A 15505-nucleotide genomic window follows, 5' to 3' on the forward strand; every position below is an offset into this window, starting at 1 on the left:
TGTAATCGTCTACACTACTCCGACCTGACCCACCTGCAAGACGGTGAAAGAGTATCTTTCCCAGCATGGCGTTAACTATGAAGAAAAGGATATTAGCGTTGATGGCCGGGCCAGGGAGGAATTATGCCGGCGTAATGGCGGCCTGGCCGCCGTGCCCACCCTGTTCGTTGACGGACAGGTAATTGTAGGGTTTGATGAAAATCGCTTGAATAAAATATTTCATTAACGCCGGGGTAAGTACCCCGGCCTGGTTTTTATTGGTTGCCATTTTTATGTATAGGCGCCAGACGGTGGGGAAAAATGATCCCTGGTAAAATTAAATATACGGAAGGAGGCCATACGATGGCTGGTTTAACCCAGGCCGAATTAATGCAGCTCCGGGAAAATTTAAGTAACGAATTGTTGATGATCCGGAAATTCGGGGCTTATGCGGCCCAGTGCAGCGATCCCCAGTTGAAGCAGGTCCTGAGTTCTGTGCAGCAGGCCCACCAGCGCCACTATAATACCCTGATCCGCCACCTGGGCGGGCAGCATATGATGTAAAGGGGGAAGGCAAGCCCATGCAACTTTTTGACGACAAGACCATGTTCAGCGATTGCTTGGCCAGCGAAAAGCTTTTAACCAGCTCCTATAATATGGCGATTACCGAGTGCGCCAACGATCAGCTGCGGCGGGATTTTATGGCCGTTTACCAGGATGAGCAGAACTGCCTGAAGGCTGTGTGGGATGTTATGCACGCAAAAGGGTGGTACCAGCTCAACATGGCCAGCCAGCAGGAAATCACCCAGCTGCAACAGCGCCTGCAGCAGGAACAAATGCAGCTCCAGCAGGGTGGTATGATGGGTGCCCAGATGGGGATGGCGCCCCAGATAGGTGGCGGAATACCCCAGTACCGGGTGTAGGTAACTGAACCGTAAGAGTGCCTCCGGGGGAATAACTTCGGAGGCTATCTTTATGCCGGTCCTTAGCGATTGCCAGTTCCCGGGAACTGGCGGCAGGAATTGGCGTCTTTACGTCGAAAATAGTGATAAAAAGCTTGGGCTTTTTGCTCAAGCCGGTCGCCCGGTGTGGTCACCCGGTGTTCCCGGCAGTGCAGGGGGGTGCTGCCATAAGCGGCAAAGGTGCGTAGCAGCGGGGAGAGGCCCTCAGCCGGCGGCTAAAATCTGCTGCTACCGGCCTGTGGTTGGAGCCGGTTTAGCGGCCCGGGGGGTAACAATGGTGGATACAACGAAAATGGCAGCCGATCTGGTAGCCTGGTTGCAGGAGGAGGTGCAAAGGGCCGGAGCCCAGGGTGCGGTGGTCGGCCTGAGTGGCGGGATTGATTCCGCCGTAGTGGCGGCCCTCTGCCGACAGGCCTTCCCGGATAATTGCCTGGGTGTGATCATGCCCTGCCACAGCGACCCGGGCGATGCAGAGGACGCCCGGCTGGTGGCCCGGCACCTGGATCTACCGGTGGTAGAGGTGGTGCTGGATGACGTCTACGACCAGCTGGTACTGCTGCTGACGGGAAAACCTTACGCAGCTGAGCGGCGGAGCCTGGCCCTGGCTAACTTAAAGCCGCGCCTCAGGATGTTAACCCTTTATTTCTATGCCAACGAGCGCAATTACCTGGTCATTGGTACGGGTAATAGAAGTGAGCTGGCAGTGGGGTACTTTACCAAGTATGGTGACGGCGGTGTGGATTTGCTGCCCCTGGCCAACCTGGTGAAGACCCAGGTACGGGAACTGGCCCGTCATTTAAGACTGCCGGAAAGGATTATTGCCAAAGCCCCTTCAGCAGGCCTGTGGGCCGGCCAGACAGATGAGGGCGAGATGGGCCTCAGCTATGCCGTCCTGGATCATTATCTCCTGACGGGAGAAGCGCCGCCGGCGGCGAAAGAGAAAATAGAGGCCATGGCCGCCTGCAGTGCCCACAAAAGGCGGCTGCCCCTGGTACCGCCCTTTTAAGGTGCCGGTGCTCCCGGATATTAACGCCGCCCCCCGTCGCGGCGGCTGTAGGGCAGGGGCACGTACTGGACCGAAGGCCGGCGTCCGGCCGGCTGGGGATAGAGTTCCATAAGCTGGTATATTTCCCGGGGCAAACCGGTTTTCACCGGCAGCCCCATTTTTATTAACTGCTCAACACTGATGGGATAGTCATGGGTCCAGCGGCCTTCACTTAAAATGGTGGCCAGTTCCTCTGCCTTCTGGCGTTCCATTTTTTCAGCCAGGAGTTCTACCAGGCTTTCCCGCACCTGCTCCATGGCTTTTCTGGCGATGTCGCCCAGGATAAGGGTGCGGTCGTCAATCTCGTTTTTATCTTTTTCCTCGATAACCTTGAGAATTGAGGCCGCCGGGTACTCGCCCAGCTGGGGGTCAACGGGGCCCAGGACGGCGTTTTCGTCCATGACGATTTCATCGGCTGCCAGGGCGATGAGGGTGCCGCCGGACATGGCGTAGTGGGGAACGTAGACGGTTACCCTGGCCGGGTGTTTTAAAATGGCGTGGGCTATCTGCTCAGCTGCCAGGACGAGGCCGCCGGGAGTATGGAGGACCAGGTCAATGGGCATATCCTCGGGGGTTAGACGAATGGCCCGCAGGAGCTGCTCCGAATCTTCGATATTGATGTAGCGAGTAAGGGGAATACCCAGGAAACTCAAGGCTTCCTGGCGATGAATGAGGGTAATGAGGCGCGAATTCCTCTTTCTTTCAAAAGCCCGGATAAGATGCAGGCGGGCGGCTTCGATCCGCCGCTGGTGCAACATGGGTAAAAAGGCCGATATCAAAAAGATGATCCAGATGATACTCAGGAAATCCACGGCCGGGGCACCTCCTTTTGCCGGTCCTCTAAATATTATCCCTTTATTACCACCAGGATATGCCAGTCCCGGTATGAATGTACCGTGATTTTTTCGCTATGGTAAATAAATTTGCGATAATCCCGAATGAACGAGGCTATGGTACGGCAGGAATACCAAAATTAATGGCGAATTTGTTTTAACGTAAGATACAGAATGGGGTTTGATATTGCCGAACATTGCCAGCCTGAGAAGGGTAGTATCTGACGGAAAAGTATTGTATACTAAATACATCAAATCTAGTTCAGCTATATAGAATGGGGGCTGGCAAAATGGCAATAAAGGACCAAAATAATCCATCGCGGATTCGCTCGGTGGCCAAGGCATTAATGATCCTTGACCTGCTGGCCGCCAACCAGCGGGATATGTCCCTGGCAGAGATAGCCCGCGCCATGGATTTGCCGAAAAGCACCCTGCATGGGTTGCTGGCTACCTTGCGGGATTTCGGTTATCTGGAGCAGTCGCCCTTTGACGGCCGTTACCGTCTGGGAGTGCACCTTTTTGAAATCGGCAATATTGTGGCCAATAACTGGGACGTCCGCAAAGTAGCCGGCCCCTATATACAGAAACTGGTAGACGAACTGGGGGAGACAGTCCACCTGGTGATCCTCGATAAGGGGGAAGTCTTGTACATTGATAAGCGGGAAAGCCAGCAGTCCCTGCGGATTGTTTCCCAGGTGGGGATGCGCCTGCCGGCCCACTGCACCGGCGTGGGCAAAGTACTGCTGGCCTACCTGCACCCCAGCGAAGTGAAGCGCATCATTGCCACAAAAGGCCTACCCCGCTATACCCGTCAAACTATCACCGACCCGCGCCGGCTGGAGGCGGAACTGGAAAAGATACGGGCAAGAGGGTATGCCGTAGACAATGAGGAAATTATGGACAGCCTGCGCTGCGTTGCAGCGCCAATAAGGGACCATAACGGCAAAGTATGTGCTGCCATTAGTGTTGCCGGCCCGGTAGCGAGGCTGGAGGGAGAGAAGTTCCAGCTGGCCGTAGAACTGATCACCAGGACGGCAGCAGAGATATCGGCCGGGCTGGGATACCGGCCTGCTTTAGGAAGTGATATTAGTGGAACTTAGGGAGTTTCTCTTTGCCCCCCTGGCAGGGCATACCCTGACCTTTGCCATCACCGCCCGGGAAAGGGGAATATTCTCCGGGGCGGCCAGGTTAAAACAACTGGCAGGTGAGCTGGGGCTGGAAGTAACCTGGTCGGCCCCCGAAGGGTATGCTTTGGAGCCTGGCAGTTGCCTTTTCCGGGGTAGGGGCGAGGCCACGGCCATTATCCGGGCGGAAGAAATGCTCCTGGGAGTTGTTGGTAAGCCTTCCGGGGTGGCCACGGCGGCGGCCGGTTTTGTCCGGCAGGCCGGGGAGCGGATAAAAGTCGTCTGCGGTGCCTGGAAAAAGGTAGCTCCGGAAATAAGGGGCGAGCTGCGCCAGGCCATCGCCACCGGAGGTGCCGGTATCCGCATTACCGAACGCCCCTTTATCTACCTGGATAAAAATTACGTCCGCCTCCTGGGAGGCGTCGAGCCGGCGGTGGACCGGGCGCGAGCCTATGACCCGGAGCGGGTGATCGTCGTACAAATCCGCGGGGAAGGCCGGCCCATAGCCGCTGAAGCGGAGGCGGCGGTAAAGGCCGGGGCAGGAATTATCATGGTAGACACCGGCCATTTGAAGGACCTGGCAAACGTGGTAACGGCAGCGCAGCAAGGAGGCTGGCGGGAAAAAGTAAAACTCGCCTTCGCCGGCGGCGTTACGCCGGCAGGCCTTGAGGAGGTAATAGACGCAGGGGCGGACATCGTCGATGTCGGCCGGGCCATTATCGACGCACCCCTGCTAGATTTAAGCCTGGATGTGGAAGGGATTTCGCTATAAACGGAAGGATTACATTTTCCTGTACATTCCAACTCAAGCAAATTATACACCAGACTGTTTCTATCATATGGCAAGAGGGCCGGATCAGATATCAAAAGAAAGGGGGGGATAACCCGTGGAATGGGACCTGCTGGAGAAAACGACCTTCTGGATCGATAACATTGAACTAACCGACGCCGACCTGGGCCAGGTTGCCGCGGCAGCAGCCGCCGCTCTGGAACTGGCCGCGCAAGACGTGATGGTGGTGGACGTGCGGCCGGGCCTGGTGGCCTTTGATATCCTGCGGCGCAGGGTACGGGCGGAAGCAGTAGCCGGCAAGGAGAAGGAAATCTTACGGCGCCTGGCGGAGTTACCGGGGGTAACTTTAAGACCGGAAGCCGCTGTCCACTCGGAAGGAGTCTTAGGATTAATTGCCCTGGAGCCGGGAGAAGCCGCCCGGGTATTGAAAGAAACGGTCACCCTGGCCCGGGATATCAGCCAGGCTGTCGCCCGGCGGGCCATGGTTTTTGCTTCGGGAGCCGAAGTTATAGCGGGGAAGATCAAAGACACCAATTCACCTTATATTATAACGGCCCTGGAAAAAGCAGGCTACCAGGCAAAGTTCGGCGGCATCCTGGAGGATGACGCCATAGCGGCGGCCAACCGCCTGGAAGGGGCCCTGGAAGAAGGTTATGGATTGCTAATCACCACCGGAGGCGTCGGGGCCGAGGACAAGGATTTCAGCATTGAAGCCATCTTACGCCTGGACCCGGAGGCCTGTACCCCCTGGATCCTGAAGTTTAAGCCTGATTACCACCGTCACCATAAAGAAGGTGTACGCATTGCCGTAGGCAGGGTAGGCCTGGCCTACCTGGCAGCCCTGCCCGGTCCCCACGAAGAAGCCAGGCTGGGCTGTGACCGGCTGCTTGCCGGACTGGAGCAGGGGCTGGGAAAAGACGACCTGGCAGAATATATAGCCAGCGCATTGCGGGAACGCTGGCGCAGTGTAATGAAAGAAGGAGGCCACGAACATGGATTACCAGGCCATTGCTGCTGAACTCCTGGCAGCAGAAGCCAGCTGTAACCCAATCGAACCCTTGACCAGCACTTATCCCGATTTAACGGTAGAAGATGCCTACCGCATCCAGCTGGCCGGCATAGGGATAAAGAAAGCCCGGGGAAACAAGGTCATTGGTAAAAAGATCGGCCTGACGAGCAGGGCCATGCAACAGCTCCTGGGGGTAAACGAACCCGATTACGGCCACCTGCTGGACAACATGCTGCTACTCGAGGGCGAACCCTGCCGGCGAGATGAACTCCTTTTACCACGGGTGGAGGGTGAACTGGCCTTTATCTTAAAGGACACCCTCAAAGGCCCGGGGGTAACCATTGCCGACGTCTTCCGGGCCACGGAAGGCATCATGCCTGCCTTTGAGATTGTCGACAGCCGCATCCGCGACTGGAAGATCAAGCTGCCGGATACCATTGCCGACAACGCTTCCAGCGCCCGCCTGGTCCTGGGCAGCCGCATGGTGCCCATCAAAGACCTGGACCTGCGCCTCATCGGCATGGTGCTGGAGAAGAACGGCGAAGTGGTCAGCAGCGGCGCTGGTGCCGCTGTCTGGGGACACCCGGCGGCAGCCGTGGCCTGGCTGGCCAATAAACTGGCCGCCTTTGACATCGCCCTGGAGGCCGGCGAAATCATCCTTTCCGGCGCCGTCACGGCAGCCGAAAACGCCAGCGCCGGCGATGTTTTCACCGTGTCCTTCCACGGCCTGGGCAGCCTGAGCCTGAAGTTTATTTAACAAAAATCAAATGACTTTGGTTTGGAGTGAGCGAACGAAAACCAATTCAAATTAAAGGGGATGTGAGTGTGAAAAAGGTAAAAGTGGCCGTCATCGGCCCGGGGAATATCGGTTCCGACCTGATGTACAAGATCCTGCGCAGCCAGCATTTAGAGATGGCTCTCATGGCTGGCATTGTCGAGTCGGAAGGCATCAAAAGGGCCAGGAACATGGGTATCAAAACCTCTATCGAAGGTATCAATGCCGTCCTGGCTGAAGAGGACATCAAAATCGTCTTCGACGCCACCGGGGCCAAACCCCACCTGCAGCACGCCCCGCTTTTAAAAGAGGCCGGTAAAATCGCCATCGACTTAACGCCGGCCGCCGTCGGCCCTTATGTCGTGCCCTGTGTCAACCTGGACCAGGTCAAGGCCGAACCCAATCTTAACATGGTCACCTGCGGCGGCCAGGCCACGGTGCCCATCGTCTATGCTATCAACCGGGTGGCTGGTGCCAGGTACGCCGAAATTGTGGCCTGCATTTCCTCCAAAAGCGCTGGACCGGGCACGCGCCAGAATATCGACGAATTTACCCAAACGACAGCAAGAGCCCTGAGGGTTGTCGGTGGAGCTCAAAAAAGCAAAGCCATTATCATCCTGAACCCCGCCGAACCACCCATTATGATGACCAACACCATTTACGTAGAGGTAGAAAAACCAGACGAGCAGGCCATCCGGGCCTCGGTAGAAGCCATGGTGAAGGAAATTCAGAGCTACGTACCAGGCTATCAGCTTCGGGTGCCACCTTTGTTAGATGGAAATAAAGTAACGGCCATTGTCCAGGTGGAAGGGGCCGGCGATTTCTTGCCCAAGTATTCCGGGAACCTGGACATCATCACCTCGGCTGCAGTAGCAGTAGCTGAAAAACTCGCCCAAAAGATTCTGGCAGGGGAGGTGGCAGCATGAAAAACTCCAAATTCATCCACCTGGTCGATACAACCTTGCGGGACGGTAGCCATGCCGTCAGCCACCAGTTCACGGCCGAACAAGTTGCCGCTATTGCCGGTGGCCTGGACGCGGCCGGCGTGGAATATATTGAAGTTTCCCATGGTGACGGCCTGGCCGGTTCCTCCTTTAACTACGGCTGGTCGGCAGTAAGTGAAGAAGAACTGCTCAAAGCCGCCAGCGGGGCTATCAAGAAAGGGAAATTAACCGTCCTTTTGCTGCCCGGTATCGGCACCGTCGAGGACTTGAAGATGGCGGCTGATTGCGGCGCTAAAGTTGTACGGGTAGCCACCCATGTTACGGAAGCCGATATCGGCGAACAGCATATTAGCATCGCCAAAAAAATGGGCATGATGGCCGTAGGCTTTTTGATGATGGCCCACATGGTGCCCCCGGAAAAGGTGGTCGAGCAGGCCAAACTCTTTGAATCTTACGGGGCCGACTATATTAATATCGCCGACTCGGCCGGGGCCATGCTGCCGGAGGATGTTAAAGCCCGTGTCGGCGCGGTGGTGGAAGCAGTAAAGGTGCCTGTGGGTTTCCATGCTCACAACAACCTTACCTTGGCTACGGCCAATGCCTTAGCTGCTGTGGAAGCTGGAGCCACTTTCCTGGATGGTACTTGCCGGGGCTTAGGCGCAGGGGCAGGCAATGCCCAGACGGAAGCCCTGGTGGGCGTCCTGGATAAGGCCGGTTACCAGACGGGTATTGATTTCTACAAGATTATGGATGTAGCTGAAGATATCGTTGAGCCCATCATGCACCGGCCCCAGGTGGTGCGTAACGCACCTCTGATGCTGGGCTATGCCGGTGTTTACTCCAGTTTCCTCTTGCACACCTACCGGGCGGCCGAGAAATTTAACCTCGATCCCCGGGACATCCTTGTAGAACTGGGAAGGAGGCGGATGGTCGGCGGGCAGGAAGATATGATTGTTGATGTAGCGTACCAGTTGGCACAAAAGAGAGGAGGGGCTTAAGCTTTGAAGGTAGTCAATTTGCTGGCTGAAGTGGATGCCGGCAAGTGCCGGGGCTGTAAAACCTGCGAGAAGGTCTGCCCCGTACTGGCCATCAAAGTAGAAAACAAGAAAGCTGTGGTAGATACAGAGCGTTGCCGGGGCTGTGCCGCCTGCGAGCAGCGCTGCCCGGACTATGCCATTACCATGGTGAAACGGGAGCAGCCGATAGTGGTCAAAGTCGACGTCAGTGCTGTCGACTACGGCCGGATAGAAGAACTCTGCCGGCGCGCCAAACTGAACCCGGAGCAGATCATCTGCTACTGCACCGCCACCCGGGCGGAAGAAGTAGCCGCCGCTATCCTGCAGGGGGCGCGTTCCCCGGAAGAGGTTTCCTTCCTCACGGGAGCCCGTACCGGCTGCAAGGTAGAATGTATCCAGCCCATCCTGCGTCTCCTGGAAGCGGCTGGCATCAAACCTGAGCCGCCCAAAGACGGGTGGCAGTGGTACGGCCGGACGGTAACAGTGTGGGAGATACCAGAGGAAGTCAAGCGCAAATACGCTACCCGCGGTTTTTACTTTGACGAAGACATCAAACTCTTGGACCGGGTAGCGGCAGCGCCTGTACAGATAAGGAGGGATTCCTGATGCGACCTCCCATTAAACCTATACCACCCAGGCAGTCCCAGTATGGTATTGACCCAGCGTTAGTTAAAACCAGGGTCTGCGAATTACCGGGAATGACCTCTGTACTGCTCAAAGAGCTTTTCCCCGACCTGCCGGAAGTAATTTATCCAGGTGAAGGGGGGGTCGCTGCCGTCCGTAAAGCTACGGAGGAAGCCTTACAAAAAATCGATATGAGCAAGATCAAGCCGGAACACTCGGTTAATATCCTGGCTTCCCACCACGGCTTTACCCTTTTAGGCGGCGAACCCTATGCAGAAATGTTAAAGACAATAAAAGACGTCATCGAAGCCCGGACGGGGTGTAAGAATATCCGCCTTAGGGCCGGAGTGGGCCTGCGCTTCCGGGAGACGGAAGAGTATATCAAGCGCTACGGCCTGGATAAACACTTTGACGGCAAGGCCATCGGCGTGGCTCCCATAGACCAGGGGATACCCATTGAAACCGAAATCGGCACGTTGTATGGCATCCGCAAGATTTACGACGCTGACTGGATTGTCCATGCCCATAACAGCGATGTCCGCGAGGTCCACTTCCACCGCCAGGTAGACCGGGCTGTGAAGCCCTTCGGCATGTCCTACGCCCGCATTGAAACCCGGTCCACCTATCACCAGAACCTGGGGCCGCGGGCGGCCAACTTTACGGCCAGGGCCATCTTTGACTCGCCCTTTGTCCAGAAGAAATTTGCCTTTGCTTCCTTCCTGACGGTGGCGCCCAACGGCATCATCGGCGTCGACGCCGACAGCGACCTCTATGCCCTGAACGACCGGGTGACCCAGATCGGCTGCCGTTACTACGGCAAGATGATGACCCTCTTCGGCGAGATCGACGAGTGCATCGCCGCGCTGGACTTCCCCTGCCCGGTGGTGTATGTCTTCTCAGCGGGGGTGATATACGCCAACTTTGCGGGAGCCAACACCGACCTGTATGACCTGGATATGCCCCTGCCGGCCTATACCTGGTACACGGAGGCTTTCTACGGCAAGGCGGGGAGGCCGCTTTTGGAGGATATACCACCGGTGAACCCGGCCATCAAGATGTGCGTCCACAACTACGCCTGGACGGGTTATCCCAGTGCCTTCTTCAGTGAGCACATCCCCACGGTGGTAGTGGGCCAGGAGCAGGCGGACCTCTTCAACCGCGATCCCCAGAACCTGACCTATATGAAGCATGCAGTAGTGGCCGAAACAACGGAAGCGGCCATGGAGTTTGCCTATAAGACTACCGGTACCCGCAAGGTCATCATCTTTGACGGCGCCATGGGCGGTATCAACGTCAGCGAGCCCATGGCTGAGCTGCTGCTCAAGAAAGCGCCGGCCGTCAGCGAAAGGGTAGAGAATGAGCTCTTGCCTAAATGGCTGCGCCAGCGGGGCGTAGACATGAGCGTGCTCAGAAAAGCCGTAAGCTAAAAAAGCAAAAAAGGTAAAAGAAAAACACCTCTCCGGCTGGCTGGCCAGCCGGAGAGGTGCTAAATTACTTGAAGGAGGTAAACCTGCAATGTCCGTAGCTACCGAGATACCATCAAAGACCAAAGAAGCCATATGGGAGAGGGGCCCAGGATTTGGTGAAGGTTGGCGCAATCTTTGGGGTAAACTAAATGCCAATACCATCACCACCGGGATAGTGGCCACCATTTTCGGATGTTCTGGTCCTGCCCTGATTGTTATGAATGCTGCCCAGAATGCAAAACTTACGGATGTTCAAACCATATCCTGGTTATTTTCAATTTATTTCTTTGGCGGTCTCATTAGTATTATTTTAGGTCTATACTACAAAATGCCCATTAATGGAGCCTATTCCATCCCCGCCGCCGTCATGCTCGCTTCAGCTTTGCCTCTGTTCTCTTTTAACGAAGCGGTAGGTGCCTACCTGATTGCGGGCATCCTTGTCCTGTTTCTCGGGGTATCCGGCATGATAGGAAAAGCCATGCGCTGGGTCCCATTGCCGATAGTCATGGCCATGATCGCCGGAGCTATGATCAGATTTGGTACGGGCATTGTTACCTCTACCCAGCAAGCACCGGTTATAGCCGGCGCCGCCCTGGCAGGCTATTTCCTGGGTCAGAGGCTGACGAAAAAGGTGTCACCTATTCTCTGGTCCCTGGTCGTTGGCGTAGTTGTAGCTTTATTAGTAGGTGGCTTCAAGTTTGCTGATGTCAAAATAACCTGGCTACTACCGCGGTTCTTCGCCCCCGATTTTTCCGCAGGAGCCTTCTTTGCCATTGCCATACCCCTGGCGGTGCTGGTAATTGGCGCTGAAAATGCTCAGGCCTATGGTGTCCTGACAGCCCAGGGATATAAGGCTCCCATTAACGCTATGACTATCATCAGCGGCATTGGCGGCATAATAACTTCTTTCTTTGGCGGTCACAACGCCAATATTGCCGGCCCCATGACGGCTATCTGCAGCTCGGATGAGGCAGGACCGGACAAATCGGGCCGCTACGCTGCGACTATAGTTAACGGCCTCACCTTTGGCGCCTTTGGCCTCTTTGCCAGCGTGGCAGTACCCTTCGTCAAAGCCCTGCCAGTGCAACTGGTAAGCCTCCTGGCTGGTCTGGCTATGATCGGAGTGCTTTTGAGCGCCTTTGAGCTGGCCTTTTCCTCCAAAAAATTCCGCTACGGCGCCTTCTTTGCCCTGGTAATTGCCATGTCGGGGATTACCATCTTGAAGATCAGTTCCCCCTTCTGGTCACTGGTAGGCGGGATCGTAGTTTCCCTACTGGTGGAACCTAAGGATTTTAACTGATAGATAGGAGTTGTTAACCTTGGGGGCGCGTTTTGTCGATCGATTTGAAAAAGCCCGGAGATTAATGGCGGAAAAAAATCTGGACCTCCTGCTGGTGGTCAACCGGGAAAATCTGATTTACTTCACCGGCCTGACCCAGATCGAGTGCCTGGCGGTCCTGATCCCCCGGGAAGGGGAACCCTGCGCCGTTACACTGTGGCTGGATGCGGGTTACGTGGAACGGGAGTCGGGGCTTACCACCTATGGCTATTACTTCCCTCGTGAGACCCTGGCCAGCAAGGTTGTAGAACGGATTAGAGCTTATGGCCTGAAGGAGCCACGTATTGGGTTTGAACGCTATTTTGTCGACTTCGCCCTTTACGATGGCCTGCGCCAGGCTTTCCCAGAGAAAAATTTTATCGGGGTTGCAGATCTTTTCTACCGGATCCGGTCAGTGAAGGAAGCTCAAGAAATTGAATTTATGCGGCAGGCGGCGGCGGCCGCCTGTCGCGGCATGGAAGCGGCCATCAAAAGCGTCCGGCCGGGGGTAACAGAACTGGATATCCTGGCCGAAGCGGAATATGCCATGTTGAAAGCCGGCTCAGGTGGGTCTTCCTTCCGACCTCAAGTGGTCTCTGGGGAACGGGCCCTCCTGACCCACCCCTGCGCCAGCAATAAAAAGATTGCGCCGGGGGAGGCGGTGGTCATCCACCTGGGCGCGACTTACGAGGGTTACTGTGCTAAGATGTGTCGGACCGTGGCTGTAGGCCGGATCCCTCCGGAGCAAGAAAATATCTACTATCTCCTGCTGGAGGCCCAGGACCGGGCCATAGCCGCCTTAAGGCCGGGGGCTACAGCAGGGGAGGTGGATGCCGCCGCCCGGGAGGTGGTTGAGACCGCCGGTTATGGCAACAACTACCTGGATCTGGTCGGCTACGGGGTAGGCCTGCGCCAGTCGGAGTTTTACCCGATCATCGGTAAAGGCCGCACGGAGGTTATCGAGGCCGGCATGGTAGTGGATCTTTTGCTACCTACTATTTACCGTCCCGGCATTGGCGGACCCAGGGTGACAGATGTTATTTACGTTGGCGAGAATAAGAATGAGATCCTGACGGATTACCCGCGGGAATTAGTACAGATATAATCAAGAGCTCCAGGTTTATCCTGGAGCGTTTTTTACGGAAGGCAGTTGACATTTCAATTGATGCTTGACAGTACTGGGGGATTAAATTATGGTTAACACGGAGGAACTGGCAAAGTGCGGGAAGGGGAAAATAATACATGAAATTAGTCGTGGCGGTTACCGGAGCTACCGGCGCCATCTATGCCGTCAGGCTGCTAGAAGCTTTAAAAACTAAGGAGGTCGAGGTGCATTTAGTTTTAAGCCACTGGGCCAGGGAAACTATGCGTCTTGAAACAGGCCTCGACGAAGAAAATCTCCGCCAATTGGCCGCTCACTACTATCCGGAAAACGATTTGACGGCGCCATTGGCCAGCGGTTCTTTCCAGCATCAGGGCATGGTAATCGTACCTTGCAGTATGAAAACCCTGGCCGGGATTGCTCACGGATACGCGGCAAACTTAATTATTCGGGCTGCCGATGTTACTTTAAAGGAAGGCCGGAAACTTATCCTTGTCCCCCGGGAAACGCCTTTGCATGCAATTCACCTGGAGAATATGTTGACCCTGGCGCGACTGGGGGCTGTTATTATGCCTCCCATGCCTGCTTTTTATTACCACCCGCGGAATATTGACGACCTGGTCAACCACCTGGTGGGGCGCATTCTGGACCAACTTGGACTTGAGTTCGAGCTGGCAACACGCTGGTGCGGCGGTGAGAAGACAAATCTTAACGCAGGTGTTCCAGAATTTGGAGCAAACGGAAGGCAGGTTCGTCGGTAGTTTTAATATTTTGCCGCGCCGCTTCCCGTAAGCGGCGGATGCAGGCGGTATAGTCGCGGTTGAGGACCAGCTCTACCGTGATGCCCTGGGCGGGGCAGTTTTCTTTTATGGCAACCAGAGCCCGTACTAGGCCCCGGGACACGACCGGAGCCCAGAGCATAAAAACCGGTTCCCACCCGGGAAAATTGGCGGCGGCAAAGGCAGCCGCCCTTTTTATTTTATGCGCTATGCGCGTGCACGTGGCAGCGTTGCTGTCACCGTAGAGGAGACCCCGCAGGTGGGTGGCTACTTCACACAGGTAGACCCTGCTGCCGTCCGGCGCCAGGGCGATCACGTCTATCTCGCCGCCGCCCTCCAGGTGGCAGTTGTAGACGACGATCTTGCTGCCCAGGACGTATTTAAAATAGGAGCCGATCAGGCTTTCGCCAATGTCCAAGCTATAAGGCCCTCCTTAAAATCTGGTTCCACTCATTTCCTCATGCCGCAGGAGAAATTCCCGCGGCCGGCTGCATAACATGTATTGGAATGGCTCGAGCTGAGTATGCGGACCAGCAAGGGAGGGGACAGCCATGCCGAAAGGTAAATTAAAGAAAGTGTTTCCCGGCGGCAATACCTGCATGGGTTTTTATTCCTTTTACGATTTTATTATTGAACCCGATGCCACGCGCATCTTTGTTGTCAAAGGTGGGCCCGGAGTGGGCAAGTCCACTTTCATGCATAAGATTGGCGAAGCCATGCTGGAGCGGGGTTTTGACGTGGAATTCCATTGCTGTTCTTCGGATAACAACTCCCTCGATGGGGTGGTTATCCCTAAGATCAGGGTAGCCATAATCGACGGCACCGCTCCCCACATCTTTGACCCCAAGAACCCGGGGGCGGTGGATGAAATTATCCACCTGGGCGACTACTGGGATGAGGATAAAATGCGGGCCAGCAAGGAGCAGGTCCTGCAGGATAATGCCCGTATCAGCCGCCTGTACCGCATAGCCTATAGTGCTCTAAAGGAGGCCAGGGTGATCCGGGATGAGTGGGAGAGTTATGTAGCCGAAAGCATGATTATCCCCCGGGTCTACCAGGCCAAGGCGGAACTCCTCGAAGCTATTTTTGCCGGGGTACGGCCCCGTTATAACAGGAAGGCCCGGGAACGCCATCTCTTTGCCACCGCCCTGACGCCCCAGGGACTGGTCACCGGTAACGTGGAAACTCTGCTTCAGGATATCCGGCGTCTTTTTACCATTGCCGGGGACCCGGGTACCGGTGTTCCGGGGATCCTGGCCGCGGTGGCGCGGCTGGCCCACGAGAAGGGCCTTGATACCGAAGTTTACCACTGCCCCTTTGACCCCAACAATATTGATATGGTTATTATCCCGGAAATTCAGGTGGCGGTGATGAACTGGCAGCCACCCCATGATATTGACGTCCAGTCCATCCCCGGACTCCAGGTGGCTATGGCTTTAGATTTAAACCGCTTTATTGACCGGGAGCATTTAAACCTCTACGGCAATGAGATTGCCAGCGCCGTTGTGCGTTACCAGGCGGCCCTGGACCGGGCTATTGCCCATATCCGTGAGGCGAAACTTACCCATGACCGCATGGAAAGTTATTACACCCCGGCCATGGATTTTGCAGCCATTAATGCCAAACGGGAAGAAATCCTCCAGCGCATCCTGGGTTATGCGGCCGAAATGTTGGGCCAGGTATAGCGGTGGTAGGTGTAAAAATTGTTGAATCCTGCAGGGGCGGATGATATAATCAAA

17 protein-coding genes and 1 pseudogene are annotated in these 15505 nt (G+C 55.8%); 16 read left to right on the top strand and 2 right to left on the bottom strand.

The features are described 5' to 3' along the window. Positions 1-40 precede the first annotated feature (40 nt). The 4 genes and pseudogenes from FLZ89_RS10510 to nadE all read left to right on the top strand — a co-directional run. A pseudogene (locus tag FLZ89_RS10510) lies at positions 41-226 on the top strand (glutaredoxin family protein); the annotation flags it as partial. A 116-nt stretch (positions 227-342) separates the two neighbouring features. Further along, positions 343-543, top strand: a complete 201-nt coding sequence (locus FLZ89_RS10515; protein ID WP_054935738.1) for a hypothetical protein — start codon at positions 343-345, stop codon at positions 541-543. A gap of 17 nt (positions 544-560) precedes the next feature. Beyond that, positions 561-902 (top strand): spore coat protein, encoded by a 342-nt coding sequence (locus tag FLZ89_RS10520; RefSeq protein ID WP_141265166.1) that lies wholly within the window; start codon positions 561-563, stop codon positions 900-902. Between the two features lie 313 nt (positions 903-1215). Then, the gene (gene nadE / locus FLZ89_RS10525; RefSeq protein ID WP_172613716.1) at positions 1216-1947 is read left to right on the top strand and encodes an NAD(+) synthase; all 732 of its coding nucleotides are present in this window, start codon (positions 1216-1218) and stop codon (positions 1945-1947) included. 20 nt (positions 1948-1967) lie between these two features. Here nadE and FLZ89_RS10530 read toward each other — a convergent pair whose 3' ends face one another. Next, positions 1968-2798, bottom strand: coding sequence for an SDH family Clp fold serine proteinase (locus tag FLZ89_RS10530; protein WP_141265165.1), 831 nt, complete (start codon positions 2796-2798; stop codon positions 1968-1970). Positions 2799-3109: 311 nt separating this feature from the next. Here FLZ89_RS10530 and FLZ89_RS10535 point away from each other — a divergent pair, with 311 nt between their 5' ends. The 11 genes from FLZ89_RS10535 to FLZ89_RS10585 all read left to right on the top strand — a co-directional run bounded on the left by FLZ89_RS10535 (position 3110) and on the right by FLZ89_RS10585 (position 13748). Continuing rightward, positions 3110-3919 (top strand): IclR family transcriptional regulator, encoded by an 810-nt coding sequence (locus tag FLZ89_RS10535; RefSeq protein WP_253256462.1) that lies wholly within the window; start codon positions 3110-3112, stop codon positions 3917-3919. Then, positions 3900-4715, top strand: a complete 816-nt coding sequence (locus FLZ89_RS10540; RefSeq protein ID WP_253256463.1) for a nicotinate-nucleotide pyrophosphorylase — start codon at positions 3900-3902, stop codon at positions 4713-4715. The genes FLZ89_RS10535 and FLZ89_RS10540 overlap by 20 nt, the downstream gene beginning before the upstream one ends. Before the next feature lie 115 nt (positions 4716-4830). Continuing rightward, positions 4831-5751 (top strand): molybdopterin-binding protein, encoded by a 921-nt coding sequence (locus FLZ89_RS10545; protein WP_141304936.1) that lies wholly within the window; start codon positions 4831-4833, stop codon positions 5749-5751. Continuing rightward, positions 5726-6499: a 2-keto-4-pentenoate hydratase gene (locus FLZ89_RS10550; protein ID WP_141265162.1), complete on the top strand. Its 774-nt coding sequence runs from the start codon at positions 5726-5728 to the stop codon at positions 6497-6499. Before FLZ89_RS10545 ends, FLZ89_RS10550 begins: the two co-directional genes overlap by 26 nt. Positions 6500-6567: 68 nt before the next feature. Next, complete coding sequence (locus FLZ89_RS10555; protein WP_141265161.1) at positions 6568-7443, top strand: acetaldehyde dehydrogenase (acetylating); 876 nt, start codon at positions 6568-6570, stop codon at positions 7441-7443. Beyond that, positions 7440-8459, top strand: a complete 1020-nt coding sequence (gene dmpG, locus FLZ89_RS10560) for a 4-hydroxy-2-oxovalerate aldolase (protein ID WP_141304937.1) — start codon at positions 7440-7442, stop codon at positions 8457-8459. Before FLZ89_RS10555 ends, dmpG begins: the two co-directional genes overlap by 4 nt. Before the next feature lie 3 nt (positions 8460-8462). Then, positions 8463-9083: a 4Fe-4S binding protein gene (locus FLZ89_RS10565; protein WP_141265159.1), complete on the top strand. Its 621-nt coding sequence runs from the start codon at positions 8463-8465 to the stop codon at positions 9081-9083. Further along, the gene (locus FLZ89_RS10570) at positions 9083-10528 is read left to right on the top strand and encodes a hypothetical protein (RefSeq protein WP_141265158.1); all 1446 of its coding nucleotides are present in this window, start codon (positions 9083-9085) and stop codon (positions 10526-10528) included. Before FLZ89_RS10565 ends, FLZ89_RS10570 begins: the two co-directional genes overlap by 1 nt. A gap of 88 nt (positions 10529-10616) precedes the next feature. Further along, positions 10617-11867, top strand: a complete 1251-nt coding sequence (locus FLZ89_RS10575) for a benzoate/H(+) symporter BenE family transporter (RefSeq protein ID WP_141304938.1) — start codon at positions 10617-10619, stop codon at positions 11865-11867. A 19-nt stretch (positions 11868-11886) separates the two neighbouring features. Beyond that, entirely contained in the window at positions 11887-12990 is a 1104-nt protein-coding gene (locus FLZ89_RS10580; RefSeq protein WP_141304939.1) for a M24 family metallopeptidase, read from the top strand. 137 nt (positions 12991-13127) lie between these two features. After that, the gene (locus FLZ89_RS10585; RefSeq protein WP_141265155.1) at positions 13128-13748 is read left to right on the top strand and encodes a UbiX family flavin prenyltransferase; all 621 of its coding nucleotides are present in this window, start codon (positions 13128-13130) and stop codon (positions 13746-13748) included. Here FLZ89_RS10585 and FLZ89_RS10590 read toward each other — a convergent pair. Next, complete coding sequence (locus FLZ89_RS10590) at positions 13696-14184, bottom strand: NERD domain-containing protein (protein WP_141304940.1); 489 nt, start codon at positions 14182-14184, stop codon at positions 13696-13698. The two genes, FLZ89_RS10585 and FLZ89_RS10590, sit on opposite strands and share 53 nt — an antisense overlap. Before the next feature lie 133 nt (positions 14185-14317). Between FLZ89_RS10590 and FLZ89_RS10595 the strand changes: the two genes are divergently transcribed. After that, positions 14318-15451: a PRK06851 family protein gene (locus tag FLZ89_RS10595; RefSeq protein ID WP_141304941.1), complete on the top strand. Its 1134-nt coding sequence runs from the start codon at positions 14318-14320 to the stop codon at positions 15449-15451. The last annotated feature ends 54 nt before the right edge of the window (positions 15452-15505 follow it).

This window comes from Moorella sp. E306M (genome assembly GCF_006538385.1).
Lineage (GTDB): Bacteria > Bacillota > DSM-521 > Neomoorellales > Neomoorellaceae > Neomoorella.